Here is a 24,705-nt window from a genome sequence, read left to right as displayed (position 1 = left end):
AACACCTAATTTCACAATTCTGTCATATAGATCAAAAAAGCCCCAGAAACGCAAAGGCCGGCCCCAAGGGGCCGGCCTTCTTCCCTTCTACTTACAAGCTAGGGAATGCGAACTGCGAAGCTTCATGGCTCGCCCGTTGTGGCCAGCGCTGGGTAATCGCCTTGCGACGAGTGTAGAAACGCACGCCATCCGGACCATACGCATGCAAGTCGCCGAACAGCGAGCGCTTCCAGCCGCCAAAGCTGTGATAAGCCACCGGTACCGGCAGCGGTACGTTGACGCCGACCATACCGACTTCGATCTCGTCGCAGAACAACCGTGCAGCTTCCCCATCACGGGTAAAGATGCAGGTGCCGTTGCCATACTCGTGATCGTTGATCAGCTGCATCGCCTCTTCCAGGCTGTTAACCCGGACAACGCACAGCACCGGCCCGAAGATCTCTTCTTTATAGATGCGCATCTCTGGCGTGACGTTGTCGAACAGGCAGCCACCCAGGAAGAAGCCTTCCTCATGACCGGCCACGCTCAGACCACGACCATCCACCACCAAGCTCGCCCCAGAAGAAACACCGTCTTCTATATAGCCACTGACTTTGTCGCGAGCCTGACCGGAAACCAGCGGCCCCATGTCCAGACCGCATGAAGTACCGGCACCGATTTTCAGCGCCTTGATTTGCGGTACCAACTTGGCCACCAGCGCATCCGCCACCTGGTCACCAACGCACACAGCCACCGAGATCGCCATGCAACGTTCACCGCAAGAACCATAAGCCGCGCCCATCAATGCGCTGACCGCGTTATCCAGATCCGCATCCGGCATCAGTACCGCATGGTTCTTCGCGCCACCCAGTGCCTGAACGCGTTTGCCGCGCTTGGTACCTTCGGCGTAGATGTATTCGGCAATCGGCGTCGAACCAACGAAGCTCAACGCTTTGACTTCCGGCGCTTCGATCAGCGCGTCCACCGCAGCCTTGTCGCCGTGCACTACGCTCAGCACGCCTTTTGGCAGACCTGCTTCCAACAGCAATTGAGCGATCAACAGCGTGGAGCTTGGATCACGCTCGGACGGTTTGAGGATGAAGCAGTTACCGCAGACGATTGCCAGCGGATACATCCACAACGGCACCATGGCCGGGAAGTTGAACGGCGTAATACCGGCCACCACGCCCAACGGCTGGAAGTCCGACCAGGCATCAATGTTCGGGCCGACGTTACGGCTGTACTCGCCCTTGAGGATTTCCGGTGCCGCGCAAGCGAACTCAACGTTCTCGATACCGCGCTTCAATTCACCGGCAGCATCTTCCAGCGTTTTGCCATGCTCTTCGCTGATCAGCTGAGCGATACGCGCTTCGTTCTGCTCCAGCAGTTGCTTGAAGCGGAACATTACCTGCGCACGCTTGGCCGGCGGCGTGTTTCGCCAGGCTGGGAACGCAGCCTTGGCCGAGTCGATGGCTTTTTGAATGGTTTCGCGGCTGGCCAATGGCAGCTTGTGGATCGCCTGGCCAGTAGACGGGTTGAACACGTCAGCCGTGCGACCGTCTTCGGTCACCAGTTCGCCATTGATCAAATGCGGGATAAGGCTCATGCGGGGCTCCTGAAAAGTTGTCCACAGGCGCCCTTCAAAGGGCGCCCGTCTTTATATATAGAGAGAATAGAGGGGAAAATCAGTCGATCTTGTTCAGCACTTCGCCGACCGCGTCGAACAGACGATCAAGGTCTTGCGGCTTGCTGTTGAAGGTTGGGCCGAACTGCAGGGTGTCGCCGCCGAAGCGCACGTAGAACCCGGCTTTCCACAGCGCCATGCCCGCTTCGAACGGACGCACGATGGCGTCGCCGTCACGAGGCGCGATCTGGATCGCACCGGCCAGGCCGTAGTTACGAATATCGATGATGTTTTTCGAGCCCTTCAGACCGTGCAGCGCATTTTCGAAATGCGGCGCGACTTCGGCCACGCTCTGCACCAGGTTTTCCTTTTGCAGCAGATCGAGTGCTGCCAGGCCAGCGGCACACGCCACCGGGTGTGCGGAATAGGTGTAGCCGTGCGGGAATTCCACCGCGTACTCAGGCGTCGCCTGGTTCATGAAGGTCTGGTAGATCTCGGAGCTGGCAATCACTGCGCCCATCGGGATCGCGCCGTTAGTGACTTGCTTGGCGATGCACATCAAGTCCGGGGTCACGCCGAAGCTGTCGGCGCCGAACATCGAACCGGTACGGCCGAAACCGGTGATCACTTCGTCGAACACCAGCAGGATGTTGTGCTGATCGCAGATCTCACGCAGACGCTTGAGGTAACCCTGTGGCGGAACCAGTACGCCAGCGGAACCGGCCATTGGCTCGACGAACACCGCGGCGATGTTCGAAGCATCGTGCAGTTCGATCAACTTGAGCAGTTCATCCGCCAAGGCGATACCGCCCTCTGTCGGCATGCCACGGGAATAGGCATTGCTCGCCAGCAAAGTGTGCGGCAGGTGATCGACGTCCATCATCGCCTGACCGAACATTTTGCGGTTGCCGTTCACGCCACCGAGGCTGGTGCCGGCGATGTTCACGCCGTGATAACCACGTGCACGGCCGATCATTTTGGTCTTGGTGGCCTGGCCTTTCAGGCGCCAGTAAGCACGAACCATCTTCACCGCCGTGTCAGCGCACTCGGAGCCCGAGTCAGTGAAGAACACATGATTCAGATTGCCCGGGGTCAGGTCGGTGATTTTCTCAGCCAGCTGGAACGACAGCGGATGGCCGTACTGGAAGCCTGGCGAGTAATCGAGGGTGCCCAATTGCTTGGCGACCGCTTCCTGAATTTCCTTGCGGGTATGCCCGGCGCCGCAGGTCCACAAACCAGAGAGCGAGTCGTAAACCTTGCGGCCCTTGTCATCGATCAGCCAACTGCCTTCAGCCGCCACGATCAGACGCGGATCGCGCTGGAAATTGCGGTTGGCGGTGTAGGGCATCCAGTGAGCATCGAGCTTGAGCTGGCTGGCCAGGGAAGTCGGGTTGTTTTCAGGCAAGTTCATGGGCAAAACCTCGCAGGGCAATAAGCGGCATAGAGATCAAAAGCGTTCTTGCAGCTAAATTGCCACGGGGATAAAGTCGGTGAAATCCAACTCTTCTAACGTTCAGTCAGGTCACCACTAAACTATGAGCAGCCGTCGCCCCGATCCGCTGGCGCAAGTCAGTGACTTTGATATCCGCTTATTGAGGATCTTCCGCAGCGTTGTGGAATGCGGTGGCTTCTCAGCAGCGGAATCGGTCCTGGGGATCGGCCGCTCGGCCATCAGCCAGCAAATGAGCGATCTGGAACAGCGCCTCGGTCTGCGTTTATGCCAACGCGGTCGCGCCGGGTTTTCCCTGACCGAAGAAGGTCGCGAGGTCTACCAATCGGCCTTGCAGCTATTAAGTGCGCTGGAAAGTTTCCGCACCGAGGTCAACGGCCTGCACCAACACTTGCGCGGCGAATTGACCATCGGCCTGACCGACAACCTGGTCACCCTCCCCCACATGCGCATCACCCACGCCTTGGCGCAATTGAAGGAGCGCGGGCCGGACGTACAGATTCAAATCCGCATGATCGCGCCCAATGAAGTTGAACAAGGCGTGCTCGACGGTCGATTGCATGTCGGCGTGGTACCGCAAGCCAGCGCATTGTCGGGGCTGGAATATCAGCCGCTCTACAGCGAACGCTCGCTGCTGTATTGCGCAGTGGGTCATCCGTTGTTTTATGTCGACGATAAACAACTGGATGACGAGCGCCTCAATAGCCAGGATGCCATCGCGCCGACTTTCCGTTTGCCCGCGGAAATCCAGGCCCATTACCAAGCGCTCAATTGCACCGCCAGTGCCTCGGACCGTGAAGGCATGGCGTTCCTGATCCTCACCGGGCGCTACATCGGTTACCTGCCGGACCACTACGCCAGCCTCTGGGTGCAGCAAGGCCGATTGCGTGCGCTGAAACCAAAGGTGCGTTTTTATGACCTGAGCCTCGCATCGGTCACCCGCAAGGGCCGTCGCCCGCATTTGGTGCTGGAAAGTTTTCTGGAGAGTCTGGCGGCGACACGCTGAAAGCGGTGAAAACCTGTAGGAGCCGAGCTTGCTCGCGATGGCGTCGGGTCAGTCACCATCAATGTTGAATGTTAAACCGTCATCGCGAGCAAGCTCGGCTCCTACAGGGCAAGGTTTTATCGTCGAGGTACTTGTCTGGATCCTGTGGGTGCGCTATCAACGCACTGGTTGCACCCACCCACTTGTCCGGAAGTGCCTATGACCTTTGAAGTCCCCGCTCACGGCGGCAAACCTGCCAGCCGCATTCGTCAGAAGAACGAAGAGACCATCATCAAAGCCGCCGAAGACGAGTTCGCCCGTCACGGGTTCAAAGGCACCAGCATGAACACCATCGCCCTGAATGCCGGGTTGCCCAAGGCGAACCTGCATTACTACTTCACCAACAAACTCGGTTTGTACGTGGCGGTGTTGAGCAACATTCTCCAGTTGTGGGACAGCACCTTCAACACCCTGACCGCTGAAGATGATCCGGCCGAAGCGTTGACGCGTTACATCCGCGCCAAGATGGAATTCTCCCGTCGTCAGCCGCAAGCCTCGCGGATCTTCGCGATGGAAGTGATCAGCGGCGGCGAATGCCTGACCGAGTACTTCAACCAGGATTATCGCGACTGGTTCCAGGGCCGGGCGGGCGTGTTCCAGGCGTGGATCGACGCCGGAAAAATGGACCCGGTCGACCCGGTAAACCTGATCTTCCTGTTGTGGGGCAGCACTCAGCATTACGCCGATTTCGCCACACAGATCTGCCGTGTCAGCGGGCGCACCAAGTTGACCAAGCAAGACATGGAAGACGCCGGCAACAACCTGATCCGCATCATTCTCAAGGGCTGCGGCCTGACGCCAACGATCTAAGACACTTATGCCTTTTACCCTCAGCGGTTTTTGCGAATACCGCGAAGAGATTCGCAAAAGCCGCTTCATCACGTTCGCCGCGCCGATCAGCAGCCCTGCTGAAGCCCAGGCGTTCATCGAACAGCACAGCGATTTGAATGCCTCGCACAATTGCTGGGCCTGGAAGCTTGGCGACCAATATCGCAGCACTGACGATGGCGAGCCCGGCGGCACCGCTGGCCGACCGATTCTGGCGGCAATCGACGCGCAGGATTGCGATCAGGTCGCGGTGCTGGTGATTCGTTGGTATGGCGGTATTCAACTCGGCACCGGTGGCCTCGCTCGGGCGTATGGCGGCGGCGCCAACAAGTGCCTGCAAGCCGCGGCGAAGGTTGAACTGATCAGTCGGGTGCCGGTGAGTTGCGCCTGTGCTTTTGCAGAGTTGCCGCTGGTGAAGCTTCGGGTGGCGGAACTGGGTGGATTGGTTGTGGAAGAAACGTTCACGGCCAACGGCGTAGAGCTGCAATTGGCGATCGGCGAAAGCCAGATCGATACCCTGCAAACGCAGCTGGCAGATTTGAGTCGCGGACGCATTTTGTTGCAGCACTAATCGCACCAACAACGTTCACAGCCCTTTCGTCGAACCGGTGCATTTGCCCACATCTACTGTGCACCCGGCTGTGGATAACCTGAGCACACCCGGCTGTAACCCTTCTGTCATGCGGCTTTGCGGGCTTTGCTCACTTTTCGTCCAATGCGCCATCAAAAAAGCTAAATCCACGTAAAAACAATCAGTTAGAGCGGTTTATCACCTTTAGAAGAAAGCCACGCAGTGCTTATGCCCGAGCTTCGGGCTTGCGCACAAATACTGTGGAGCAATCTGTGGATAACCCGTTCATGGCTGTCGCCGCCCCATGTCCGGCATGGCTTGCCGCAGGTTGCTCGTTTTTTGACCAAACACCCTGAGCAAAACCGGAGCCTGATCAACGGCTTTGCCCTCAAGTGGTGCCTGGTTCGGGATCGACATAGGGCGAGGCACCGTCCTCAAAGCCTTTATCTGTAACGCTTTTGATTTTTCCTGACTCAATGGCCAGGAAATTGCTTTGTCCACAGGCATCACTTCAATCGACCCGAGCCTGTCATGCCCAACACCGTGCCGATCGCCGATCCAACACCTCGTCTGCAACTGCGCAGAATCAGCAAGCGCTACCCCGGTTGCCTGGCCAACGATGCCATCGACTTGAGCATAGCCCCTGGCGAAATCCATGCCCTGCTTGGCGAAAACGGCGCGGGCAAAAGTACGCTGATGAAGATCATCTACGGCGTCACCCATGCAGACTCGGGAGAGATGATCTGGCAAGGGCAACGCGTGACCCTGCGCAACCCGGCTCAGGCTCGTAGCCTCGGGATCGGCATGGTGTTCCAGCATTTCTCGCTGTTCGAGACGCTGAGTGTGGCGCAGAACATTGCCTTGGCGATGGGCGCGGCGGCGGGTACACCGAAGCAGCTTGAGCCGAAAATTCGTGAAGTCTCCCGGCGCTACGGCATGGCGCTGGAGCCGGAGCGACTTGTCCACAGCCTGTCGATCGGCGAACGCCAGCGGGTGGAAATCATTCGTTGCCTGATGCAGGACATCCGCCTGTTGATTCTCGATGAGCCGACTTCGGTGCTGACTCCGCAGGAGGCCGACGATTTGTTCGTCACCTTGCGCCGACTCGCCGCCGAGGGCTGCAGCATTTTGTTTATCAGCCACAAACTCGGTGAAGTTCGCGCGTTGTGCCATAGCGCAACGGTGTTGCGCGGCGGTCGGGTGGCCGGGCATTGCGTGCCGGCCGAGTGTTCGGATCGGCAACTGGCGCAGTTGATGGTCGGCGAAGCCGCTGCGCTGATTACGGATTATCCGAAGGTGATCGGCAGTGATGTCTTCTTGAGTGTGAGCGGATTGTCCTGGCACAACCCGGATCCGTTCGGCTGCTCGCTGAAGGACATCAACCTGGAAGTGCGCAGTGGTGAAATCGTTGGTATCGCCGGTGTCGCGGGCAATGGTCAGGATGAGTTATTGGCCTTACTCAGCGGCGAAGAACCTCTAAGCCGCAACGACGGCTCAACGATCAGTTTTAGCGGGCAACCAGTCGCACATTTGCGTCCCGATGCACGGCGCAAACTAGGACTGGCCTTCGTCCCCGCTGAACGTCTGGGTCATGGTGCGGTGCCGGACTTGAGCCTGGCAGACAACGCCCTGCTCACTGCCTTTCAACAAGGGCTGGTCAGTAACGGCCTGATTCAGCGCGGCAAGGTCGAAGCGCTGGCTGAAGAAATCATCCGCCGCTTCGGGGTCAAGACTCCCGATAGCCAGACTCCGGCCCGCAGCCTGTCCGGCGGCAACTTGCAGAAATTCATTCTCGGCCGGGAAATCCTGCAGCAACCGAAACTGCTGGTGGCCGCGCACCCGACCTGGGGCGTGGACGTCGGCGCTGCCGCGACCATTCACCGGGCGCTGATTGCCTTGCGCGACGCCGGCGCGGCGATCCTGGTGATCTCCGAAGACCTCGACGAACTGTTCCAGATCAGCGACCGGCTCGGCGCTTTGTGCAGCGGTCGATTGTCGCCGCTCAAATCCACGGTCGACACGCGCCTGATCGAGGTCGGCGGCTGGATGGCCGGCCAGTTCGACGCGCCTCAATCACCCGCACTCGCAACGCTCTAACGGAGTTTCACATGCTGCTTTCTCTCGAACCCCGTGGCCAGCAATCGCGCCTGATGCTGTGGTGCTCGCCATTGCTGGCGGCTGTCCTGACGTTGGGCTGTGGCTCGCTGCTGTTTATCGCACTGGGGCATGATCCGCTACTCACTCTCCACACCTTGCTGATCGCACCGGTCAGCGACTTGTATGGCGTCTCCGAACTATTGGTCAAAGCGCTGCCGATTTTGCTCTGCGCGTTGGGGCTGGCGGTGGCGTACCAAGCACGAATCTGGAACATCGGCGCCGAAGGCCAGTTGCTGCTTGGCGCGCTGGCCGGCAGTGCATTGGCGGTGAACATCATCGGCATGCAAAGTCGCTGGGCGTTGGTGTTGATCCTGCTCGTCGGCACCCTGGCCGGTGCCGCGTGGGCAGGGCTGACGGCGTGGTTGCGCACGCGTTTCAATGCCAATGAAATCCTCACCAGCATCATGCTTAATTACATCGCCCTGAACTTGTTGCTGTTCTGTGTGCATGGGCCGCTGAAGGATCCGGCGGGGTTCAACTTTCCCGAGTCCGCGATGTTCGGCGATGCCAGCCGCTTGCCGTTGCTGATGGAGGACGGCCGGGTTCACGCCGGCGTGTATTTCGCCTTGCTCGCGTTGGTGGCGGTGTGGGTGTTGCTGCAGAAAAGCTTTATCGGGTTTCAGATCAAAGTGCTCGGGCTGGACAAGCGCGCAGCGGGGTTCGTCGGCTTTCGCGAGAAGCGGCTGATCTGGCTGGCGCTGTTGATCAGCGGAGGATTGGCGGGGCTGGCCGGGATGTGTGAAGTCACCGGGCCGATCGGCCAATTGGTGCCGCAAGTCTCGCCCGGTTACGGCTATGCCGCGATCACCGTGGCGTTTCTCGGGCGACTCAATCCCATCGGTATTCTGTTTTCCAGCCTGTTGATGGCGCTGCTGTACATCGGCGGCGAGAGCGCGCAGATGAGCATGAATCTGCCCCAGGCAATCACCCAATTATTCCAGGGAATGATGCTGTTTTTCCTTTTGGCCAGTGACGTGCTGATTCTCTACCGACCGCGTTTGAACCTGCGCTGGACCCGTCGTGCACAAGCCACCGCCGTACACGCAGGAGCGCTGTGATGGATATCGATCTGCTGAGCAATATTTTCTACGCCATGGTCCGTTGCGGTACGCCGTTGCTGTTGGTGGCTTTGGGTGAATTGGTCTGCGAGAAGAGCGGCGTTCTGAACCTCGGCCAGGAAGGAATGATGCTGTTTGGTGCGGTGATCGGTTTTATCGTCGCGCTGAACAGCGGCAACCTGTGGCTCGGCGTGTTGCTGGCGATGCTCGCCGGGATGCTGTTGTCGTCGTTGTTTGCGCTGGTGGCGCTGGTGTTCAACGCCAATCAGGTGGCCACCGGGTTGGCGCTGACGATCTTCGGTGTGGGTCTGTCGACGTTTGTCGGCGCGGCGTGGGTCGGTAAACCGCTAGCGGGTTTTGAGCCGGTGGCGATTCCTTATTTGAGTGAAATCCCGCTGATCGGGCGGATGCTGTTTGCGCAGGATCTGCTGGTGTATGTGTCGTTCGCGCTGTTTGCGTTGGTGGCCTGGGTAATTGTGAAAAGTCGCGTCGGGCTGATCATTCAGGCGGTCGGTGAAAATCCGGATGCGGCCAGTGCGATGGGTTTGCCGGTGTTGGGCGTGCGCACGTTGGCGGTGCTGTTTGGTGGGGCGATGGCTGGATTGGCCGGGGCTTATTTATCGCTGGCCTACACGCCGATGTGGGCGGAAAACATGAGCGCTGGGCGTGGCTGGATTGCCTTGGCACTGGTGGTGTTTGCCAGTTGGCGGGTGTGGCGATTGTTGCTGGGGGCGTATCTGTTCGGGCTCGCCAGCATTCTGCATTTGGTGGCGCAGGGGTTGGGGCTGGCGATTCCGTCGAGTCTGCTAGCGATGCTGCCGTATGTCGCGACCATTGTGGTGTTGGTGCTGTTGTCGCGAGATGCGCTGCGTACGCGGTTGTATGCGCCGGTGTCGTTGGGGCAGCCGTGGCAGGCCGGGCATTAGAGGCTGGCCGGGCGGGCCCCATCGCGAGCAAGCTCGGCTCCTACAGGTTTGGCGCTGTTCCTGTAGGAGCATGGCTTGCCCGCGATGGCTGCCGAACAGGCAATACCTGAACAACGCCCCACACTAATTCAAAGAACAAGAAAATCACCAACAGCGAACTGGCGCCATGGAGCAAGGCATAGAGCTGCCAAGCAGAGAACAGAAATCTACCGACCGCGTCATACCGCCCATACACCTGCTGCGGATCCCGAATCCGCAGCACCGCCCACACGCAGACAATCGACCCCAACAGATTGGCCATCAGCATGTGCATCGGTTCAAACGGCGGCAACTCGCCAGGCAAGTTGATCGCCTGACTCACACTCAACAAAACCCCATGCAACGCCGCAAAACTCCACGGCGTGACAAACGCCACCATGACGATCAAGTCATACCAGGCGCTACCCTTCACCAACCGGCGATATTGCGTTGAAGTCCACATTGGCATTGCTCCATAAACTCAGGGAGCAACAAGGCTAAAGCCTGGAGTATGCTCCAGGGTCAAGCCCTCTCGAGATGTCATGATGCGCATCGGTGAATTAGCCCAGGCCAGCGCCGTCAGCCGCGACACACTGCGTTTCTACGAGCAACGCGGGTTGATTGCGGCACAACGCAGCGCCAACGGTTATCGCGACTATCCGGCGGACATGGTGCAACTGGTGCAGTACATCAAGACCGCTCAGCGATTGGGCTTTACCCTCGGCGAGATCGGCAACAGCGTCGCCGCGATATGGCAGTCGCCCGATCCGGACAGCGCCGTCACGCAATTGCTGCAAGACAAACTCAAACTGATCGAAACCCGAATGGAAGAACTCGGCGCGCTGCGTCAGGAGTTGCAGCAACGGCTCGGTCAGCGTTGTCCATTGAATCCGTGATCCTCATTTATCAAGGAAGCCACTTATGTCTACGGCAAAAACCGCACTCATCATCGGCGCCTCCCGGGGCCTGGGCCTCGGTCTGGTGAAAACCCTGCTGGCCGACGGTTGGCAAGTCACCGCCACCGTGCGCAACCCGCAGAACGCCGAAGCTTTGCAGGCCTTGGGCAAGGTGCGGATCGAAAAACTCGACATGGACGATCAGCAGGCGGTCATCGCCCTGAGCCAACAACTCAAGGGCGAAGTGTTTGACCTCTTGTTCGTGAATGCCGGGGTCAAAGGCCCGGAAGTTCAGACGCCGGGCGGCGCGACCTTGGCCGAAGTCGGCCAACTGTTCTTCACCAATGCGGTGGCGCCGATCAATCTGGCTCAACGCTTTGTTGGGCAGATTCGTCCGGATACCGGTGTGCTGGCGTTCATGAGTTCGGTGCTGGGCAGCGTGACCATGCCGGACGCGCCGGAGCTGGCGTTGTACAAGGCCAGTAAAGCAGCGCTGAACTCGATGACCAACAGCTTCGTCACTCAGTTGGGCGAGCAGAAACTCACCGTACTATCGTTGCATCCGGGCTGGGTGAAGACCGACATGGGCGGTGAAGGCGCGGACATTGATGTGGAAACCAGCACGCGCGGATTGGTCGATCAGGTGAATGCGTATGTCGGCAAGGGCGGGCATCACTTCGTGAATTACAAGGGTGAAACCATTCCCTGGTAACACCACTGCCCTGCCCTTGTAGGAGCTGAGCTTGCTCGCGATGGGGCCATAACATTCAGCATTGATGTTGAATGTCAGTCCGCTATCGCGAGCAAGCTCAGCTCCTACAGGGGTTTTGCGTCGTCTGGTCGGGCAGGGCTTGCCCACAGGGCGGTTTTGTTTGAAACTCCGCACCTCGTCCCCGCGACGACCCTGGATCAGCAGACAGGGTAATCACTGAGCTGGCTAACCTGAACCCAACTTTCAGAGGAGCCGGCCAACATGCCTGCGACCCGTACCTGGTTAAAAAATCCCCTCGCGATCTTCACTGCCAATGGCCTCGATGCCCGTGGCGGCCTGGTGCTGCAAGACGGTTTGATCGTCGAAGTGCTCGCCGCTGGCCAGCAACCTTCCGCACCCTGTGGACAAGTCTTCGATGCCCGCGAGCATGTGATCCTGCCGGGACTGATCAACACCCATCACCACTTCTATCAAACCCTGACCCGCGCCTGGGCACCGGTGGTCAATCAGCCGTTGTTCCCGTGGCTGAAAACCCTCTACCCAGTCTGGGCCCGCCTCACCCCTGAAAAACTCGCCCTCGCCAGCAAAGTCGCGTTGGCCGAATTGCTGCTGTCTGGCTGCACCACCGCGGCCGATCACCACTACCTGTTTCCGCAAGGCCTGGAAAATGCCATCGACGTACAAGTCGAGAGCGTCCGCGAACTGGGCATGCGCGCCATGCTGACGCGCGGTTCCATGAGCCTCGGCGAGAAGGACGGCGGCCTGCCACCGCAGCAGACCGTGCAGGAAGGTGAAGTCATCCTTGCCGACAGCCAGCGCTTGATCGCCGAGTACCACGAGCGTGGCGACGGCGCGCAAATCCAGATCGCCCTCGCGCCCTGCTCGCCGTTCTCGGTGACTCCAGAAATCATGTCGGCCAGCGCCGAACTGGCGAACAAACTTGACGTGCGCCTGCACACCCACCTGGCCGAAACCCTCGACGAAGAAGACTTCTGCCTGCAACGCTTCGGCTTGCGCACTGTGGATTACCTGGACAGCGTCGGCTGGCTCGGTCCGCGCACCTGGCTGGCTCACGGCATTCACTTCAACCCGGATGAAATCGCTCGCCTCGGCGCTGCCGGCACCGGTATTTGCCATTGCCCGAGTTCGAACATGCGCCTGGCTTCCGGCATTTGTCCGACCCTGGACCTGACCGCTGCGGGCGCGTTACTGGGCTTGGGCGTGGACGGTTCGGCGTCCAACGATGCGTCGAACATGATGCTGGAAACCCGTCAGGCGCTTTACATTCAGCGGCTGCGTTATGGCGCCGAGAAGATCACGCCGGAACTGGTTTTGGGGTGGGCGACCAAGGGCTCGGCGAGTTTGCTCGGGCGTACCGATATCGGTGAGCTGGCGGTGGGCAAGCAGGCGGATCTGGCGCTGTTCAAGCTGGATGAGCTGCGGTTCTCCGGCAGCCATGATCCGGTGTCGGCGTTGCTGCTGTGCGGCGCTGATCGGGCGGATCGGGTGATGGTTGGAGGCAAATGGCGGGTGATTGATGGGCAGGTTGAAGGGCTGGATCTCAAAGGTCTGATCGCCGATCACAGCCAAGCGGCTCGGCAGCTAATCGCCGGCACCTGATAGGACGCCATCGCGGGCAAGCCTTGCTCCTACAGGTACGGTGTCATTCTCATGACTGATGAAAATCCTGTAGGAGCATGGCTTGCCCGCGATGCTTTTAGAGGCCCAGCAGCGACAACATGATGAATGTCGCAAACAGCACAAAGTGGGTCATGCCTTCGATGGCATTGGTTTCGCCGTCGTTGAGGTTGATCGCGCTGACGATCAGGGTGAGGAAGACCATCACGGTCTGCACCGGGGTCATCGCCATCTGGAACGGCTGGCCGGTGTAGAGCGCCATTGCTTCCATCACCGGCACCGTCAGGATCACCGTCGACAACGACGCGCCCATGGCGATGTTGACCACCGACTGCATGCGGTTTGCCAGTGCTGCACGCAACGCCGTCAGAATTTCCGGCGCCGCCGAGATTGCTGCCACCAGGATCGCCGTGATCACCGGCGGTGCGCCCGTCCCTTCCAGGCCCAGGTCGAGGGTTTTGGACATCACTTCAGCCAAGGCGCCGATCACCACCACGCCGAACACCAATGTCCCAATACTCAGCCCCAGATTGATGGGCTCAGGTTCTTCCTCCGGGACTTTCTTGCGTCGTTTTTCCGGGTAGCTGTAGCTGAAGAAATAACTGTGCGGCCCGACCTGCATGCGCAGGAACAAGGTGTAGAGCACGACCATCGCACCGATGGTGAAGCCTGAATAGAGTTTCCAATTGGCCTCGGGAATAAACTCCGGCACCACCATGGAAACGCCCATGGCGGTGAGGATCATCGCGCTGTAACTGCGCGCCGAGTCATCGTTGTAGGACTGTTCGCCATGCTTGAGCCCGCCCATCAACGCAGCGAGGCCGAGGATGCCGTTGATGTCGAGCATCACCGCGGAATAAATCGTGTCGCGCACCAGGGTCGGCGAGGCTTCGTTGCTCATCATGATCGCCAGGATCACCACTTCCACCAGCACGGCGGCCAGGGTCAGGATCATCGTGCCGTAAGGGTCGCCGACTTTTTCCGCGAGCAACTCGGCGTGATGGGCGACGCGCATGGAGGCAACGACGATGAAGGCGATCAGTACCAGGCCGGCTGTCAGCGCAATGGGCTGGCCGCTGTGCAGCATCCAGTGTTCCAGCGGATAGGCGACGGCGGCGGCGATCACGGCCAGCAGCAGAAACTTTTCTTGCTTGAGGAGTGTGAGCATTGCGGGCCTTTTTGCCGACTGAAGCGAAATCAGTGTGATGAGTTAGTGACTGCGAGGCGGCGCTAACGTTTCGTTACACCTTAGCGCACCAGTGGATGGCGTGAACTGGGCCTTGTGCACTGGGTTAGTTCCAGTGGTGAGTTGAAGATCAAAAGATCGCAGCCTGCGGCAGCTCCTACATGGTTTCGCATTCCCCTGTAGGAGCTGCCGCAGGCTGCGATCTTTTGATTTGTTGTCTTGTTGGTCAGTAATTTGCATTGGCCTCGCCAACCTCAAAACAAAATGGAGTTCGAATTCATGCACAAACGTCCGTTGAAGAAGCTGCTTTGCGCCGTTGCGGCGGCCATCGGTCTGAGCGCCAGCCTGACCGCCAGTGCCGCCGACCCGCTGAAAGTCGGCTTCGTCTACATCGGTCCGATTGGCGACCACGGCTGGACGTATCAGCATGAACAGGGGCGTAAGGCGCTGGCCGAAAAATTCGGTAACCAGATCACCACCAACTATGTGGAGAACGTCGCCGAAGGCGCCGACGCCGAGCGGGTGATCCGCAACATGGCCAAGGACAAATACGACCTGATCTTCACCACCTCTTTCGGCTATATGAACCCGACCCTGAAAGTCGCCAAACAATTTCCCAAGGTGACCTTCGAACACGCCACCGGCTACAAGCAGGACAAGAACCTCGGCACCTACCTGGCGCGCACGTATGAAGGGCGCTACGTCGGCGGTTTCCTCGCGGCGAAGATGACCAAGACCAAGAAGATCGGTTACGTCGCGTCCTTCCCGATCCCCGAAGTGATCCGCGACATCAACGCCATTCAACTGGCCCTGAACAAGTACAACCCCGGCACCGAGATCAAGGTGGTGTGGGTCAACTCCTGGTTCGATCCGGGCAAAGAGGCCGATGCCGCCAACGCGCTGATCGATCAAGGCGTGGACGTAGTGTTCCAGCACACCGACAGCCCGGCGCCGATCCAGGCGGCTGAACGTCGCGGCGTGTATGCCGTGGGCTACGCTTCGGACATGGCGCACTTCGGGCCGAAAGCGGTGCTGACGTCCATCGTCAACGACTGGGGGCCGCACTACATTCAGGCGACCCAAAGCGTGCTCGACCACATGTGGAAATCGCAGGATTACTGGGGTGGTTTGAAGGAAGGTACGGTTGAGTTGCCGATCAGCGATCTGGTGCCAGCGCCGGTGAAAGCCGAGGCAGAGCAGATCATTGCCGACATCAAAAGCGGTGCATTCCACCCGTTCACCGGGCCGATCAAGGATCAGGCAGGCGTTGAGAAAATCGCGGCGGGTGCGACGGCGAGCAATGCGGAGCTGGCATCGATGAACTACTACGTCGAAGGCATGAAGGCTGACATTCCGAAGTAACTCCCAAGCCGAACACAGAACCCCTGTGGGAGCGAGCTTGCTCGCGATAGCGGTTTCACAGTCAATGGAGATGTTGCCTGTCCGGCCGCTATCGCGAGCAAGCTCGCTCCCACAATGGATCTCCAGTGCCCTTCAGCCAGCGCACCTTTCAGGACTGCCGCATGAACCAGCTCCCGATCATCGACATCGCCCCGCTCTACACCGATGACTCATCCGCCTGGCAATCAATCGCCACGCAAATAGACCACGCCTGCCGCGAGTGGGGCTTCTTCTACATCAAGGGTCACCCGATCAGCGCAGCGCGCATTAACGCCGTGCTCGACCACGCCCAACGTTTCTTCGCCCTGCCCGCCGCCGAAAAACTCAAGATCGACATCACCCAAACCCGTCACCACCGCGGTTACGGCGCCATCGCCACCGAACAACTCGACCCGAGCAAACCCAGCGACCTGAAAGAAACCTTCGACATGGGCCTGCACCTGCCGGCCGATCACCCTGAAGTGCTGGCGGAAAAACCGCTGCGAGGCCCCAACCGTCATCCGTCGATGCCCGGCTGGAAATCGCTGATGGAGCAGCACTACGTCGACATGCAGGCTTTGGCACAAACCCTGTTACGGGCCATGACCGTGGCGCTGGGCATCGAGCGCGACTTTTTCGACACCCGCTTCGTTGAACCAGTCAGCGTGCTGCGGATGATTCATTACCCACCGCGCCACACCGCCAGCTCCGAAGAGCAACAAGGCGCCGGCGCCCACACCGATTACGGTTGCATCACCCTGCTGTATCAAGATGCCGCCGGCGGCCTGCAAGTGCGAAACGTAAAAGGCGAGTGGATCGATGCACCGCCGATCGACGGCACGTTCGTGGTCAACCTCGGCGACATGATGGCGCGCTGGAGCAACGACCGTTACCTGTCGACGCCGCACCGGGTGATCAGCCCGCTGGGCGTCGATCGTTACTCGATGCCGTTCTTCGCCGAGCCGCACCCCGACACGGTCATCGAATGCCTGCCCGGCTGTCAGGATGAACGGCACCCGGCAAAGTATCCGGCCACCACCTGCGCCGAATTCCTGCTCTCGCGCTTCGCCGAGACCTACGCCTATCGACGGGAACAGGAAGCGCTGTGATGAACCGGCTGGTCAGGTTTTGCTAATTGTTTCCACGGGCATCTGTAGAATGCTCGCCATCTGCACCTGATGAGAAAAGACTATGTACGACTGGCTGAACGCCCTGCCCAAGGCAGAACTGCACCTGCACCTTGAGGGTTCGCTGGAGCCCGAGTTGCTGTTCGCCCTGGCCGAACGCAACAAGATCGCCCTGCCGTGGAGCGATGTCGAAACCCTGCGCAAGGCCTACGCCTTCAACAACCTGCAAGAATTTCTCGACCTGTATTACCAGGGCGCCGACGTGTTGCGCACCTCTCAGGATTTCTACGACCTGACCTGGGCTTACCTGTTGCGCTGCAAGGCGCAGAACGTGATTCACACCGAACCGTTCTTCGACCCGCAGACCCACACCGACCGTGGCGTGCCGTTCGAAGTGGTCCTCAATGGCATCGCCGCCGCACTGAAAGATGGCGAGCAGCAACTGGGCATCACCAGCGGTTTGATCCTGAGTTTCCTGCGCCACTTGAGCGAAGAAGAAGCCGAGAAAACCCTTACCCAGGCGCTGCCGTTCCGTGATGCGTTTGTCGCCGTCGGTCTGGACAGTTCGGAAATGGGTCACCCGCCGAGCAAGTTCCAGCGCGTGTTTGATCGTGCCCGTCACGAAGGCTTCCTGACCGTCGCCCACGCCGGTGAAGAAGGCCCGCCCGAGTACATCTGGGAAGCCCTCGACCTGCTGAAAATCCAGCGCATCGACCATGGCGTGCGCGCCATCGAAGACGAGCGTTTGATGCAGCGGATTATCGACGAGCAAATCCCGTTGACCGTGTGCCCATTGTCGAACACCAAGCTCTGCGTGTTCGATCACATGTCTCAGCACAACATTCTCGACATGCTCGAGCGTGGCGTGAAAGTGACCGTGAACTCGGATGACCCGGCGTACTTCGGCGGTTATGTCACCGAGAACTTCCACGCGTTGTACACCGATCTGGGCATGACCCAGGATCAGGCCAAGCGATTGGCGCAGAACAGTCTGGATGCCAGATTGGTCAAACCTTAAGACCGCTGAAGATCTAATGTGGGAGCGAGCTTGCTCGCGATGAGGCCATCACATTCAACATCGATGTTGAATGTCAGTCCGCTATCGCGAGCAAGCTCGCTCCCACAGGGTTTGTGTTTAGCCAACGGCTACCGGTTCAGTCAACTCCTCCAATGTCTTGCCTCTGGTCTCCATCCCGAACATCCACACCACCCCCGCCGCAATCGCAAAACACATCGCCCCCAGCGCAAACACCCCGCCCTGCCCGGTCATCGGGAACACCAGCCCGGTCACCATTGGCCCGAGCAACGAACCGACGCGGCCAATCGCCGAAGCAAACCCCGAGCCCGTGGCCCGCGCGGATGTCGGGTACAACTCCGGTGTGTAGGTGTAAAGCACTGCCCACATGCCGAACAGGAAAAACTGCATCAGCAGCCCCGACGCAATCAACAGGCTGACGTTGCCGCCAAACACTGCGCTCTGGCCATAAAGAAACGCCATCACCCCGCCGCCGAGCAACGTCACCACACACACCGGTTTACGTCCCCAACGCTCCACCAGCCAGGCGGCCATCAGGAAACCGGGAATCCCGCCGAGGGAAATCAGCACCGTGTAATACACCGACTGAGTCACGGCAAAACCCGACTGCTGCAACAAGGCGCTGAGCCAGGACGTCAGGCCATAGAAACCCAGCAAGGCGAAGAACCAGACGCTCCAGATCATCATCGTGCGCTGGCGATACAGCGGCGACCAGATCTGCCGCAACGCGGAAAAGAAATGGCCCGGCGTACTCGCCACTCTCGGCAGGCGGATCGGCTCAGGCAGATCCGAACGCCCCAGGGATGCCCGGACCCGATCTTCGATGCGCAGCAAAACCTTGTCTGCCACGTCATGATGCCCGGCCTGTTCCAGCCAGCGCGGTGATTCTGGAATGAAAAAGCGAATCGCCAGGACAAACACCGCCGGCACCGCTAACACCAGGAAGATGTCCCGCCAGCCAATCACCGGCAGCAGGAAGTACGACAGCACGCCAGCAGCGACGAAACCCAGCGGCCAGAAGCCGTCCATCAACGCAATGTAACGCCCGCGCCCTTTGGCTGGAATCAGCTCCGAAAGCATCGACTGAGCGATGGGAAACTCCATGCCCATGCCGATCCCCAACAGGATTCGAAACAACGTCAGCGTTTCGACGTTCTGCGCCGTGGAGCACAGATAACTGGCGATCCCCCACAACACGATGCTCCACTGGAACACCGGTTTGCGACCGAAGCGGTCGGCCAGCATGCCGGACAGCGACGCCCCCACGACCATGCCGAAAAAGCTCGAACTGGCCAGCAATCCGGCCTGCGCCGTGCTCAGGCCAAACTCGGTTTTGATCGAGCCGAGCAGGAAAGTCATCATCGCCAGGTCCATGGAGTCGAAGAAAAACGCCAGGGCAATAATGATGAAAACGATCCGGTGATAACCGCTGATGGGCAGCCGTTCCAGTCGTTCTGCCGCGCTGAAGCCTCGTGTTTCCATGCCACATCCCCCCAATCCGAAAGTCCCCGGACGAGTGTGCGCGATAGCTGCTGGGGGTTACTGCTGGATGCGACCTGTTCGCAGCTCTGAGCGACGCCCGAAGCTTCGGACGTCGATCTCGATGCGTCTACAACGCCATTTCCAGCTCGGTTTCCTTGGCGAATCGATGGATTTCACGCTGACCCGCGGCGGTGATCTGCAAGGCTCGTGAATCGTTGGGCAGGCTCAACCAACCTGACTGCATGAACAATTGCAGCAACGCCGCACCCAGAGATCCGCCCATGTGTGGGCGTCTTTCGCTCCAGTCCGGACAAGCGCAGGCGACTCGGCTGTTGCGATGAGCCAGCGCCTGGATGAACACACCCCGCGTCGCCAATTGCGTGGCGCCCTTGTGGGTGATCATGACCCGCTGATCGAACTGTTCGATCCAGCCTGCATCCAGCAGACGCTGGTAAAGATCCGCGGCAAGGGTGCCGCCCAAATGGTCGTCGCAAAGCCTGGCGCGCAAGAGTGACGAAGGTGCTGCCTGAGGTTTGGCGAGGGGGGGCGTGCGCTTGAAAACGTCCGGGACTTCCCGAGACGTGCTGGCCAGGGTGGCGCTGGCCAGTGCCTCTATCGCGGCACCCACTTCAGGGGCGGCAAGACGGAAGAACCGCTTGCGGCCGCGGACTTCGACTTTCAACAGACCTCCGGCGGACAAACGCCCCAGATGCGCACTGGCCGAAGACGGTGACAGGCCGGCCAACAAGGCCAGTTCTTCGGTTTGCCGCGCCGAGCCGTCCATCAAGGCCCACATCATTGCGCTGCGCTTTGGGTCAGCCAGCAACGTGGCGATCTGGCTGATGCAAGGTGCATGTTCCATGTATTCACTCCCTGTTGAATCGTTTCGTCTACTGCTCAGAGACATCTTGACCAGTAATGTGTCGTCGGCCAAGGCGTGGAAACCGCCATAAACCGGGCAAAGCCAGCCAATCGCACGGGCTATTGCTTCGCAGGTTTCGCAAAGCCGCGGCGATTGACCATGGGGTCTGGCTGACTCGGACGTGGACTCGCCATTGCGAGATCGACGGTGCGAACATGAGGCGAGCGCTAGTATATGCGGGTTAACCGCCGGTTCCTGCCCTTGGGAAACCATTGGTGGTGATAGTTCCTGAGTGAAATTTCGCTATTTGCCTGCGACTAATGATCGGGGCCCGATAACGTCGGAAATTGGCTACTCAACCGGGCGCATCGGCTGGCGAGCATTTCCCGCAAAAGGTTCACCGGCTTACTCAATTGTGCGCGATGGGCGCACAGCAAATTCAGCGGTGCGCGCTCACAGAGCAGTTCCGGCATGAGCACTTGCAATCGACCGGCCAGCACATCGGCCGCGACATCGAGCCACGATTTGTAGGCGATCCCGGCGCCCGCCACCGCCCACAGCCGCACGACATCGGCATCATCGCTGAAACGATCGCCGCTGACGGTCAGGCTGACCTCGCGTTTGCCGTCGTGGAAACTCCAATGATCGTGGACCCGGCTGCCGAGCATAAACAGCAGGCAGTTGTGCTGAGCCAGTTGCTCCAGTTGCCGAGGCTCGCCATGCCGGGCCAGGTAACTCGGGGCGGCACAGAGGACGCGGCGGTTCTGCGGGGCGATGGGCAGCGCCACCAGGCTTGAGTCTTCCGGCTCGCCGTAACGCAGGGCGATGTCTACCGGTTGGCGGAACAGATCGGCGATGCGGTCGCCCAGCAGCAAACGCACCGTAAGCTTCGGATGCTCTCGCTGAAACTCGTCCAGCCAGGGCAGCAGCAGGTTGCGGCCAAAGTCCGAAGGCGCCGAGAGCTGCAAAATCCCGCTGACCTGGTCCTGACCGCTGGCCAATAAACGGCGGCCCTCATCGAGATTGCTCAAGGCGGCCCGAGCGTATTCGAGAAATCCCTCGCCTTCAGCGGTGAGCCGCAGGCTACGGGTAGAACGGGCGAGCAACCGGGCGCCGAGCTGCTGTTCGATGCGCTTCAACGCCGCACTGGCCACCGCGGCCGACATGTCCATCCCGCGCGCCGCCGCTGACAGACTGCCCAGGTCCGCCGCCCGGACAAACAACTGCAAGTCATCGAAACGCAGCATTGTTCAGCCTCGATTATCAAAAAAATATTGAAAGAGACTGCTCTTTTAGCGGGTTTTATCTTGCAGAGAAATAGCCAATCATCCGTCCCATCGAATTCATCCCGTTCCCGGAGCCGAACATGTCCCAGCCTTTCACCGCTATCGCCACCCTCATCGCCAAAGCCGGCCAGCAGGACGCCCTCGAACAGCATCTGCGAGCGCTGCTGGAACCGACCCGCGCCGAGGCCGGTTGCAGTCAATACGACTTGCACCAGGACCTCGCCAATCCTCATGCCTTCTACATGATCGAAAAATGGAGCAGTGACGAAGCCCTGCAGGCCCATGACGCCAGCGCGCATGTCCAGAACTTCCGCGCCAAGGCTGGCGACTTTCTCGAACACTTCGACCTCAAGCGCCTGCGCTCCATCGTCTGATTTCTTCCTTCTTTATTACTTTCAGGAGCCCCAATGAAAGCCATTGCCTACTACGCCTCGTTGCCAATCAGCGACGAAAAATCTCTGCAAGACATCGAACTGCCAGAACCGGTTGCCGGCCCGCGCGACCTGTTGGTGGAAGTGAAAGCCATCTCGGTCAACCCGGTGGACACCAAGATCCGTCAGAACGTCCAGCCTGAAGCTGGCGCGCCGAAAGTGCTGGGCTGGGATGTGGCCGGTGTGGTCAAGGCCGTCGGCAGTGAAGTGACGCTGTTCAAGGCCGGCGACAAGGTGTTCTACGCCGGCTCCATCGCCCGCGCTGGCGGTAACAGCGAACTGCACGTGGTAGACGAGCGGATCGTCGGCCATATGCCGAAGACGCTCGGTTTCGCCGAAGCCGCCGCGCTGCCGCTGACCGCGATCACCGCGTGGGAATTGCTCTTCGAGCGTCTGCAAGTGCGTGAAGGTAAAACCGATGAGGGCCAGAGCCTTTTGATCGTCGGTGCCGCTGGCGGTGTGGGGTCGATCCTCACGCAATTGGCCAGTCAACTGACCGGGCTGAAAGTCATCGGCACGGCTTCCCGCCCGCAAACCCAGAGCTGGGTTCGCGAACTCGGGGCCGACTTGGTGATCGATCACAGCCAGCCGTTGAGCGAAGAACTCAAACGCGCGAGTGTCGATCAGGTGACCCACGTCGCCAGCCTGACCCAGACCGATCACCACCTGGATCAGTTGGTCGAGGCTTTGGCGCCGCAAGGCAAGCTGGCCCTGATCGATGATCCGAAGGCGCTGGACGTGACCAAGCTCAAGCGCAAGAGCCTGTCGCTGCACTGGGAGTTCATGTACACCCGCTCGCTGTTCGAAACCGCAGACATGATCGAGCAGCACAAATTGCTCAACCGCGTTGCCGGGCTGATCGACGCGGGGACGCTGAAGACCACGGTCGGCGAGCACTTCGGGACCATCAACGCGGCAAACCTGCGCCGTGCTCATGAACTGCTGGAAAGCGGCAAGTCCAAGGGCAAGATTGTGCTCGAAGGGTTCTGAAACAAACTGACACAGTTGTCGCCCTGATGGGCGACACCGTCAGTCCGAGAGTTGCCCCTTGTCACAATTGCGATCGTATTCGGGTCTACAATCGAGGCCTCTGCGGCAAAATCTTTTACGTAACGTCTTTTACGAGAGGAGAGATCAGCAATGAAGATCCTGATAAAAGAATTGGCAAAATCCCAGTGGCAAGTCCGTCTGGACCAACACGCCGTGACATTCCGCAGCGAAGCCGAAGCCCGCGCCTTCACCCGCACCCTTGAAGCGCGACTACAAGCACCTCATCAAATTATTGACCGCCAGCAGCGTGCCGCTGGCTGAGTACCTCCTCAGACCTGGGCTTGCGCCAGCGCCCGGGCATTTTGCAAACGCCGGGTGAGCATCGCCACGCTCACCACCAGAATTCCGCACAGGCTGATGACCATGGCCATCGGCATGGCGCTGCCATCGTGTAAAACGCCTACCAGTGCTGCTGCCCCGGCGGCGACGCTGAATTGCAGGCAACCGAGCATCGCCGACGCACTGCCGGCCCGCGCGCCCTGCCCGTTCATGGCGCAGGCCGAGGCGTTGGGGAGGATGCAACCGAGGCTGGCGATGCAAACAAACAGCGGAATCAGCAATGGCCATAGCTGCGTGGTGTGCAACGAACTGACGGCCAGCAGCGCCAGACCGGCGCCGACGTAGATCCACACGGTGCGCGCCAGCAAGAACGCCGGGCCACGCTTGGCCAGCAGTCGCGCGTTGAGCTGCGCCACCAGAATGAAGCCCGCAGCATTGGTACCGAACAGCCAGCCGAAATGCTCGGCCGGCACGCCATACAGCTTGATGAAGACGAACGGCGAACCGGCGATGTAGGCAAACATCCCGGCGATGGCGATGCCACCGGTCAAGGCGTGGCCGAGGAACACCGGATCCGACAACAGTCGACCGTACTGACGCAACGCGCCGGACAACGGTTGACGCGGCACATGGGCCGGCAGACTTTCCGGCAGCCCAAGTGCCACGGCCAAACCTGCCAGCGCACTGAAACCGGTCAACACGAGAAAGATCGACTGCCAGCCCGTGGTGTTGACCAACAGCCCGCCCAGCATCGGCGCAAGAATCGGCGCCAGGCCCATCACCAGCATCAGCTGCGAAAAGACCTTCGCCGAACCCACTGCATCGCATTTATCGCTGACAATCGCGCGGGAGATCACCATCCCTGCGCAACCACCCAGCGCCTGAATGAAACGTGCGCCCATCAACCATTCGAGGTTCGGCGCGTAGGCGCAGGCCAGGGAGGCTGCGGTGAACAGCCCGACGCCGGTCAGCAAGGGAATCCGTCGCCCGAAACGATCCGCCACCGGGCCGTAAGCCAGCTGACCGATGGACAAGCCAAGGAAATACGCCGCCAGGGTCAGCTGAACGTGTTTTTCATCGGTGCCGAAGGCGAGCGCCATCGCCGGGAAGGCCGGCAGATAGAAATCGATCGCCAGTGGACCGAAGGCGCTCAAGGCGCCAAGAATCAAAATGGTACGGAAATTCATCAGGCATCCAGTTGGACAGGGTCAGCAGCCCCACAGTCTAGCCGCGCATGGACGCCTTGAACATTCCGTTAGGTCGCTAACTATTAAAAACCCTCAGGCGATTGATGCCTGTCAGTTAAAACACAGATCTGTAGGAACCGAGCTTGCTCGCGATAGCGATAGAACAGTCACTGAGATGTTGAGTGCTCCACCGCTATCGCGAGCAAGCTCGGCTCCTACAACAATCGCTTCAGGCGAGTTTTGCTTCGTAGCCTTCTTCGGTGATCGCGGCAATCACCTGATCCGCCGACAAAGCGCTCTCGACGCCGACTTCCTTCGCGGCCAGATCGATACGCACGCTGGCCGCCGGATCCTTGGCTTGCAGCGCCTGGGTGATGGCTTTGACGCAGTGACCGCAGGACATACCTTGAACGTTGAACACTTGCATGGGATGACTCCTTTCGTGAAGTTGTGTGCAGTCTCGAGCTTGCCACCGTGGCAAGGTCAAGTTCTGAAGT

General features: G+C 59.7%; 24 protein-coding genes. 15 read left to right on the top strand and 9 right to left on the bottom strand.

Features of this window, described 5'->3' with window-relative positions:
• Positions 1 to 91: 91 nt before the first annotated feature.
• Positions 92 to 1,585, bottom strand: a complete 1,494-nt coding sequence (locus ACA079_RS03290) for a CoA-acylating methylmalonate-semialdehyde dehydrogenase (RefSeq protein ID WP_109627832.1) — start codon at positions 1,583 to 1,585, stop codon at positions 92 to 94.
• Between the two features lie 79 nt (positions 1,586 to 1,664).
• Entirely contained in the window at positions 1,665 to 3,014 is a 1,350-nt protein-coding gene (gene aptA / locus ACA079_RS03285; RefSeq protein ID WP_129438726.1) for an omega-aminotransferase AptA, read from the bottom strand.
• Between the two features lie 124 nt (positions 3,015 to 3,138).
• On the opposite strand from aptA, the gene ACA079_RS03280 reads away from it, so the two are divergent.
• From ACA079_RS03280 to ACA079_RS03255, 6 genes are all read left to right on the top strand, one after another.
• On the top strand, positions 3,139 to 4,059 hold the full coding sequence (locus ACA079_RS03280) for a LysR family transcriptional regulator (protein WP_046044702.1): 921 nt from the start codon (positions 3,139 to 3,141) through the stop codon (positions 4,057 to 4,059).
• A gap of 198 nt (positions 4,060 to 4,257) precedes the next feature.
• Positions 4,258 to 4,908, top strand: a complete 651-nt coding sequence (locus tag ACA079_RS03275) for a TetR/AcrR family transcriptional regulator (protein WP_497702567.1) — start codon at positions 4,258 to 4,260, stop codon at positions 4,906 to 4,908.
• 7 nt (positions 4,909 to 4,915) lie between these two features.
• A complete protein-coding gene (locus tag ACA079_RS03270; RefSeq protein ID WP_123369256.1) occupies positions 4,916 to 5,497 on the top strand; it encodes an IMPACT family protein in 582 nt (193 codons plus the stop codon).
• A 531-nt stretch (positions 5,498 to 6,028) separates the two neighbouring features.
• Positions 6,029 to 7,594 carry an ABC transporter ATP-binding protein gene (locus tag ACA079_RS03265; RefSeq protein ID WP_497702566.1) on the top strand — a complete coding sequence of 522 codons (1,566 nt, stop codon included), beginning with the start codon at positions 6,029 to 6,031 and terminating at the stop codon, positions 7,592 to 7,594.
• Between the two features lie 11 nt (positions 7,595 to 7,605).
• On the top strand, positions 7,606 to 8,712 hold the full coding sequence (locus ACA079_RS03260; protein ID WP_497702565.1) for an ABC transporter permease: 1,107 nt from the start codon (positions 7,606 to 7,608) through the stop codon (positions 8,710 to 8,712).
• Positions 8,712 to 9,638: an ABC transporter permease gene (locus ACA079_RS03255; RefSeq protein ID WP_497702564.1), complete on the top strand. Its 927-nt coding sequence runs from the start codon at positions 8,712 to 8,714 to the stop codon at positions 9,636 to 9,638. Before ACA079_RS03260 ends, ACA079_RS03255 begins: the two co-directional genes overlap by 1 nt.
• A gap of 40 nt (positions 9,639 to 9,678) precedes the next feature.
• Here the strand turns inward: ACA079_RS03255 and ACA079_RS03250 are convergent, their stop codons facing one another.
• On the bottom strand, positions 9,679 to 10,119 hold the full coding sequence (locus ACA079_RS03250; protein ID WP_497702563.1) for a hypothetical protein: 441 nt from the start codon (positions 10,117 to 10,119) through the stop codon (positions 9,679 to 9,681).
• Positions 10,120 to 10,201: 82 nt separating this feature from the next.
• Between ACA079_RS03250 and ACA079_RS03245 the strand changes: the two genes are divergently transcribed.
• From ACA079_RS03245 to ACA079_RS03235, 3 genes are all read left to right on the top strand, one after another.
• A complete protein-coding gene (locus tag ACA079_RS03245) occupies positions 10,202 to 10,552 on the top strand; it encodes a MerR family transcriptional regulator (protein WP_150656923.1) in 351 nt (116 codons plus the stop codon).
• Between the two features lie 25 nt (positions 10,553 to 10,577).
• Positions 10,578 to 11,264, top strand: a complete 687-nt coding sequence (locus ACA079_RS03240) for an SDR family oxidoreductase (protein WP_497702562.1) — start codon at positions 10,578 to 10,580, stop codon at positions 11,262 to 11,264.
• 261 nt (positions 11,265 to 11,525) lie between these two features.
• Positions 11,526 to 12,884, top strand: a complete 1,359-nt coding sequence (locus ACA079_RS03235) for an 8-oxoguanine deaminase (protein WP_140683265.1) — start codon at positions 11,526 to 11,528, stop codon at positions 12,882 to 12,884.
• Between the two features lie 97 nt (positions 12,885 to 12,981).
• On the opposite strand, the gene ACA079_RS03230 is transcribed toward ACA079_RS03235, so the two are convergent.
• Positions 12,982 to 14,070, bottom strand: coding sequence for a calcium:cation antiporter (locus ACA079_RS03230; protein WP_497702561.1), 1,089 nt, complete (start codon positions 14,068 to 14,070; stop codon positions 12,982 to 12,984).
• Between the two features lie 297 nt (positions 14,071 to 14,367).
• Here ACA079_RS03230 and ACA079_RS03225 point away from each other — a divergent pair, with 297 nt between their 5' ends.
• From ACA079_RS03225 to ACA079_RS03215, 3 genes are all read left to right on the top strand, one after another.
• On the top strand, positions 14,368 to 15,450 hold the full coding sequence (locus tag ACA079_RS03225; protein WP_497702560.1) for a BMP family ABC transporter substrate-binding protein: 1,083 nt from the start codon (positions 14,368 to 14,370) through the stop codon (positions 15,448 to 15,450).
• 161 nt (positions 15,451 to 15,611) lie between these two features.
• Positions 15,612 to 16,577, top strand: coding sequence for a 2-oxoglutarate and iron-dependent oxygenase domain-containing protein (locus ACA079_RS03220; protein WP_497702559.1), 966 nt, complete (start codon positions 15,612 to 15,614; stop codon positions 16,575 to 16,577).
• Positions 16,578 to 16,659: 82 nt separating this feature from the next.
• The gene (locus ACA079_RS03215; protein ID WP_497702558.1) at positions 16,660 to 17,613 is read left to right on the top strand and encodes an adenosine deaminase; all 954 of its coding nucleotides are present in this window, start codon (positions 16,660 to 16,662) and stop codon (positions 17,611 to 17,613) included.
• A 117-nt stretch (positions 17,614 to 17,730) separates the two neighbouring features.
• Here ACA079_RS03215 and ACA079_RS03210 read toward each other — a convergent pair whose 3' ends face one another.
• The 3 genes from ACA079_RS03210 to vimR form a co-directional block, all read right to left on the bottom strand.
• On the bottom strand, positions 17,731 to 19,113 hold the full coding sequence (locus tag ACA079_RS03210) for an MFS transporter (protein WP_497702557.1): 1,383 nt from the start codon (positions 19,111 to 19,113) through the stop codon (positions 17,731 to 17,733).
• A 127-nt stretch (positions 19,114 to 19,240) separates the two neighbouring features.
• Positions 19,241 to 19,975 (bottom strand): ArsR/SmtB family transcription factor, encoded by a 735-nt coding sequence (locus ACA079_RS03205; protein WP_497702556.1) that lies wholly within the window; start codon positions 19,973 to 19,975, stop codon positions 19,241 to 19,243.
• 317 nt (positions 19,976 to 20,292) lie between these two features.
• Positions 20,293 to 21,222 carry a transcription regulator VimR gene (gene vimR, locus ACA079_RS03200; protein ID WP_497702555.1) on the bottom strand — a complete coding sequence of 310 codons (930 nt, stop codon included), beginning with the start codon at positions 21,220 to 21,222 and terminating at the stop codon, positions 20,293 to 20,295.
• A gap of 119 nt (positions 21,223 to 21,341) precedes the next feature.
• Here vimR and ACA079_RS03195 point away from each other — a divergent pair, with 119 nt between their 5' ends.
• The 3 genes from ACA079_RS03195 to ACA079_RS03185 all read left to right on the top strand — a co-directional run bounded on the left by ACA079_RS03195 (position 21,342) and on the right by ACA079_RS03185 (position 23,003).
• Positions 21,342 to 21,635, top strand: coding sequence for a putative quinol monooxygenase (locus tag ACA079_RS03195; protein ID WP_497702554.1), 294 nt, complete (start codon positions 21,342 to 21,344; stop codon positions 21,633 to 21,635).
• A 33-nt stretch (positions 21,636 to 21,668) separates the two neighbouring features.
• Entirely contained in the window at positions 21,669 to 22,682 is a 1,014-nt protein-coding gene (locus ACA079_RS03190) for a zinc-binding alcohol dehydrogenase family protein (protein WP_497702553.1), read from the top strand.
• A 150-nt stretch (positions 22,683 to 22,832) separates the two neighbouring features.
• Entirely contained in the window at positions 22,833 to 23,003 is a 171-nt protein-coding gene (locus ACA079_RS03185; RefSeq protein ID WP_165353242.1) for a hypothetical protein, read from the top strand.
• 8 nt (positions 23,004 to 23,011) lie between these two features.
• Here ACA079_RS03185 and ACA079_RS03180 read toward each other — a convergent pair whose 3' ends face one another.
• Both ACA079_RS03180 and ACA079_RS03175 read right to left on the bottom strand, forming a co-directional pair.
• Positions 23,012 to 24,208: a multidrug effflux MFS transporter gene (locus ACA079_RS03180; RefSeq protein ID WP_497702552.1), complete on the bottom strand. Its 1,197-nt coding sequence runs from the start codon at positions 24,206 to 24,208 to the stop codon at positions 23,012 to 23,014.
• 229 nt (positions 24,209 to 24,437) lie between these two features.
• A complete protein-coding gene (locus ACA079_RS03175) occupies positions 24,438 to 24,635 on the bottom strand; it encodes a heavy-metal-associated domain-containing protein (RefSeq protein WP_497702551.1) in 198 nt (65 codons plus the stop codon).
• Positions 24,636 to 24,705 lie beyond the last annotated feature (70 nt).

The organism is Pseudomonas sp. LBUM1645, assembly GCF_059716185.1.
This window is presented reverse-complemented; position numbering and strand designations above follow the sequence as displayed.